The organism is Idiomarina sp. UBA4206 (assembly GCF_002383015.1).
Taxonomy (GTDB): Bacteria; Pseudomonadota; Gammaproteobacteria; order Enterobacterales; family Alteromonadaceae; genus Idiomarina; species Idiomarina abyssalis.
On sequence record NZ_DFTS01000019.1, the window covers coordinates 67,715 to 72,380 of the forward strand.

Here is a 4,666-nt window from a genome sequence, read left to right on the forward strand (position 1 = left end):
GACAAACCAGGCAACGGTAGGCCAGTGAATGTGCTTCCATGACAACCCGGTACGGCCCACATTAGAACCCATTTGCACCAGTCCGTGTACCGGTATCACCGCGCCCCCCGGCAAGACTAATGCCATCATACCTATCAAGACCGCACCGCCACCTGCACCAGCTACAGCTGTCAGTAACGAGGTTGCGGCCGACAAAAGAACTAAACCAAAAAACAAAGCGTCGCTTACCATGGCTTTACTGCTCCCGGGAAACCTGATTTGCGCTGATCAGGATCAAAACGGTATAATCCGCGCGATTTTAAATAGGGCTCCGGATTTACGTTCCGGACCGCTGAAAAAGGTAACATGATATGTATATTTGTGCGGCATTGTACAAGTTTGTTGAGCTCAATGACTATAAAGAGCTGCGTGAACCGCTGTATCAAACGCTTATTGCAAACAATGTAAAAGGCACTCTTTTATTAGCCCGCGAGGGTATTAATGGCACTATCTGTGGTACTCGCGAGGGTATTGATAACGTGCTCGATTACTTGCGTTCGGACGAACGTTTTGCGGATATTGAACACAAAGAGTCCCCCAGCGACGGCCAGGCTTTTTACCGCACCAAGGTTAAGCTTAAAAAAGAAATTGTAACTTTAGGCGTTGACTGGGTTGATCCCAAAAGCTCGGTTGGCACTTACGTTGACCCCGACAAGTGGAATGACTTAATTGCCGACCCGGAAGTTCTGGTTATTGATACCCGTAATGAATACGAATATGCCGTAGGTACGTTCGAAGGTGCTGTTAACCCCAAAACCGATACCTTCCGTGAGTTTCCTGAGTACGTTAAAGAGCACCTGAATCCGGAAAGACACAAAAAGGTCGCCATGTTCTGTACTGGCGGCATCCGTTGTGAAAAGTCGACCGCTTATCTTAAAGAACAAGGCTTTGACGAGGTCTACCACTTAAAGGGCGGCATTCTTAAGTATTTGGAAATGATGCCCGAAGAGAAAAGCAGCTGGAATGGCGAATGTTTTGTCTTCGACCAACGGGTTACTGTTAAGCATGGCCTGGAACCCGGTGAATACGACCAATGTTACGCCTGCCGTATGCCAATAACCAAAGAAGAAATGCAGTCAGAGCACTACCAGAAGGGCGTCAGCTGCCCGCACTGCTACGATAAAACCACAGCCGAACAGAAAGAACGTTTTGCAGAACGCGAACGTCAAATTCAACTGGCGAAAGCCCGCGGCGAGAAACACATTCGCGACGGTAAAGTCGAAAGCCTCAGTTGATCTGCCTCACTGCAACTCCGTAACCTTTATGTAAGCTATAGCTGACAGTTATCGATTTTAACTGTCAGCTATATCGGTTTTCATCGCTTTCTTTAACTCTATGATTCAACTATTGTTAAGGCATAACGATGACAAAGGAGGGTTTATGAAACAGTTAAGCGTTATTGGTTTAGACCAGAAAAAAGCAGAGAAGCTTGGCGACAAGTTGAATGAGTTGCTCTCAAACTACCAGGTTTTTTACATGAATGTTCGCGGCTTCCATTGGAACATTAAAGGCGAACGTTTCTTCGAATTGCACGCTAAGTTGGAAGAAACCTACGATGACTTACTGCTGAAAATTGATGAAATTGCAGAACGTATTCTGACTCTGGGTCAACGCCCTCAGCATGCTTACTCGACCTATATCAAGAACAGTGAAATAGAAGAAGTAAAAGACGTTCACGAAGGCCGCGCCTGTGTAGCTAATATTCTGGACAGCTATCAGACTACAATTCGCCTGCAACGTGAAATTCTTGAAATTTCTGACGAAGCTGGTGATGAAGGTACTAATGCACTAATGAGTGACTACATTAAAGAGCAAGAAAAAACAGCGTGGATGCTGACCTCTTACTTAGGAAACTAAACTGTCAGCCTGGCCAAATAAAAAACGCCCCTTTGAAAGGGGCGTTTTCGTTTCTATTGGTAGATCATGCAACATCTAGAACGTGTAGTTCAGACGTGCATAGTAATAACCACCATTGATACCAAACGGGAAGGTTTCCCAACCGTATTTAAAGCCGGCATCAGAGAATGGCGAGCCTGCACTGCCCCACTCATCCGGGTAAGTATCAAATAAGTTATTGGCACCAACTCGTACGTTCAGGTTACTGGTAAAGTCGTAACCAACAGAAAGGTCGGTTAACCACTTGCCACCCCACTCATGACGAACACCTGTGAAAGCCTGGCCTTCAACAGCACCGAAGTAATTTAAGGCTAAATTGACGTTCCATGCATCTCGAGTCCAGTCACCACTTAATGTTGCTTTTTCACTGGGCTGTCCTTCTTCAAGGCGCAACACTTGGGTATCGTTAAAGATTTGTTCGCCGGGAATTAACGACGAAACCGAATTCACCTGCTCAACATCGGTGTTCATAAAACTCATGGCCGCGGTCAAGTTCAGGTTACCGTCAAACAACTCAGCAGGATAAGACGCGATAATATCTAAGCCTGTTGTTTTAGTGTCAACAGAGTTGGTAAAAAACTGCGCCGCACCCAGGTTGTTCTCTTCCAGAATTTCACCAAATTCAGCGCCAACAGAGGCTGTTAACGACTCAGACAACACAATGCGGTCATCAATATTAATTTGGTAAAAGTCCATGGTCAGGTCAAAGCCGTTATTAAAGCGCTTAATAAGACCCAAACTGACACTTTCTGATGTTTCTTCTTCAAGTGCGTTAATACCAAACTGCCGCGCAACCTCGTCATCGTTGGCAATGGTTCCGGTTTCAACCAATGTTCCGTTAACAATGTTCGTTAAAACCTGACTGTAATAAATTTGCTGCACACCCGGCGCACGGAAGCCTGTCGCTACCGTTCCTCGAACAGAGAAGTCGCTATCGATGTCATAACGAGCAGAAAGCTTACCTGAGATGTTGTCACCCGCTATGTCGTAGTCTTCGTAACGCAACGCACCGGCTAACAAAAAGTCTGGAGTCACATAATACTCTGCATCGACATAAGCACCATAACTGTCACGAGTTGCATCCACGGCCTGGCTTGGACTAAAGCCCGGAAAGCCCTGGATACCAGCTTCAGCACCGGCTCCCGATGGGGTTAAGATTTCCACACTGGGATCATTTGTCCGGCCATAAGCCCAGGACACAGGGTCACCCGGATTGATTTCATAACCATCCTGGCGCATTTCCAAACCAACCGCTAAATAAAGCAGTTCATTGTCTATATCAACGGTTCCGTTAAAGTCCAAGTTGAACGTAGTTTGCTCAAACACTAACTCACCGTCGAAGGCTGACGTGGGCGTTTCACCGTAAATGCCGCCATCTGGGTGAGGTTCATAGTACCAACTGACGTTAGCTGAGTTCGATGAATTAAAGCCGAATTCATTTTTACCGTAGACAACGCTGGCGTCCCATAACCAGGCATTCGGCAGGTCACCTCGAATACCAACCGCCAGAGACTGGTCATCCGCCTCGGTTTCTAGTTTTGGTAAAAAGCCGTCCGGGTATATGGCTTCGATTGTTCTGGGGTGTCCTCTGCCACGGAAAAAGCCCGAAGACCCACCATCACGGGTTGAAACACCACCAAATGCATAGAGTTCTGTGGTGTTGCCCAGGTTATAACCGGAGTTAAACCACGCATATAAGTTTTCAGAGTCTGCGTCACCAATATGCAGGCGAACCACAGGGTCGCCACTGGGTGACGACCAGTCACCAATCAATGAGGCTTCAGCTGGTGCCGCACGATTTGTCATACCACGGTCACGATATTCTAACGTTCCGTTGAAAAAGCCTTTATCAAACTCTTTACCAAAGTTAATACCAACGGTATTAACTTCGCCATCGCCTTCATAAGTTTGTCCAACTTCCGCTGAAATACTTCCGCCGTCAGAACTTTTCAGCGTAATGTTAATGACACCAGCTATCGCATCAGAACCGTACTGAGCGGCGGCTCCATCACGAAGAATTTCAACACGCGCAACCGCTGTAATAGGAATCGCGTTAATATCGTAACCAGCAGAGCCTTTACCAATCGTTTCCTGTACGTTCACAAGAGCTTGTTGGTGGCGACGCTTACCGTTAACCAGCACCAATACCTGGTCAGGGTTAAGTCCCCGCAAAGTAGCCGGACGAATAATATCGGAGCCATCAGAAATAGTGGTACTGGAGAAGTTAAAAGACGGTGCACTCATTTGCAGAGCTTTACCTAATTCCGTTGCACCGGTATTCACCAGTTGCTCAGCGGAAATAATATCGATAGGCGATGCCGACTCAGTTGCTGTTCGGCCGTTCACTCGAGAACCCAGAGTAACAATGCGCTCCATCGATTCGTCTGATTCTGCATTAACGTCTGCCTGCTGTGCAAAACCGGTATTCGGAATTGCTAACGCGGCAGACAGTGAAAGGGCTAAATAACCCAGCTTGAAAGATGCTCTGCTCATAGTTCCGCCTTACTTTTGTTATTTTCGTTTTAAACGCGATTAGCCCTTTAACAATTACCGACATTTTTCTGGTTTGGGAATATATCAGATGACATAGATCAAAATTTCGTAAGGAAACTTGAAGATCTTGTTCACTGCTTTATATTGATAAGTTGTTAACACAACAAAAGGAAGACTTTATGACTCGTATCGTAGGTATTGTTCTATTAGTTGTTGGTGCTATTTTACTGTATTTTTT

At 46.1% G+C, this 4,666-nt stretch carries 3 protein-coding genes and 1 pseudogene; 2 read left to right on the plus strand and 2 right to left on the minus strand.

The genetic code is table 11. The annotated features are described in order from the left end of the window. Positions 1-231, minus strand: a pseudogene (locus B3180_RS04260) (sulfite exporter TauE/SafE family protein); the annotation flags it as partial. 119 nt (positions 232-350) lie between these two features. Here B3180_RS04260 and B3180_RS04265 point away from each other — a divergent pair. Together B3180_RS04265 and B3180_RS04270 are read left to right on the plus strand one after the other, a co-directional pair. Then, a complete protein-coding gene (locus B3180_RS04265) occupies positions 351-1,274 on the plus strand; it encodes a rhodanese-related sulfurtransferase (RefSeq protein ID WP_278358868.1) in 924 nt (307 codons plus the stop codon). Between the two features lie 145 nt (positions 1,275-1,419). Next, complete coding sequence (locus B3180_RS04270) at positions 1,420-1,896, plus strand: Dps family protein (RefSeq protein WP_286843230.1); 477 nt, start codon at positions 1,420-1,422, stop codon at positions 1,894-1,896. Positions 1,897-1,971: 75 nt separating this feature from the next. Here B3180_RS04270 and B3180_RS04275 read toward each other — a convergent pair whose 3' ends face one another. Continuing rightward, entirely contained in the window at positions 1,972-4,428 is a 2,457-nt protein-coding gene (locus B3180_RS04275) for a TonB-dependent receptor plug domain-containing protein (RefSeq protein WP_278358869.1), read from the minus strand. Positions 4,429-4,666 lie beyond the last annotated feature (238 nt).

What these genes read in the sequence shown, in the direction of transcription:
- B3180_RS04265 (WP_278358868.1), top strand. Translation starts at nt 351, where the DNA reads ATGTATATTTGTGCGGCATTGTACAAGTTTGTTGAGCTCAATGACTAT.
- B3180_RS04270 (WP_286843230.1), top strand. Translation starts at nt 1,420, where the DNA reads ATGAAACAGTTAAGCGTTATTGGTTTAGACCAGAAAAAAGCAGAGAAG.
- B3180_RS04275 (WP_278358869.1), bottom strand. Translation starts at nt 4,428, where the DNA reads ATGAGCAGAGCATCTTTCAAGCTGGGTTATTTAGCCCTTTCACTGTCT.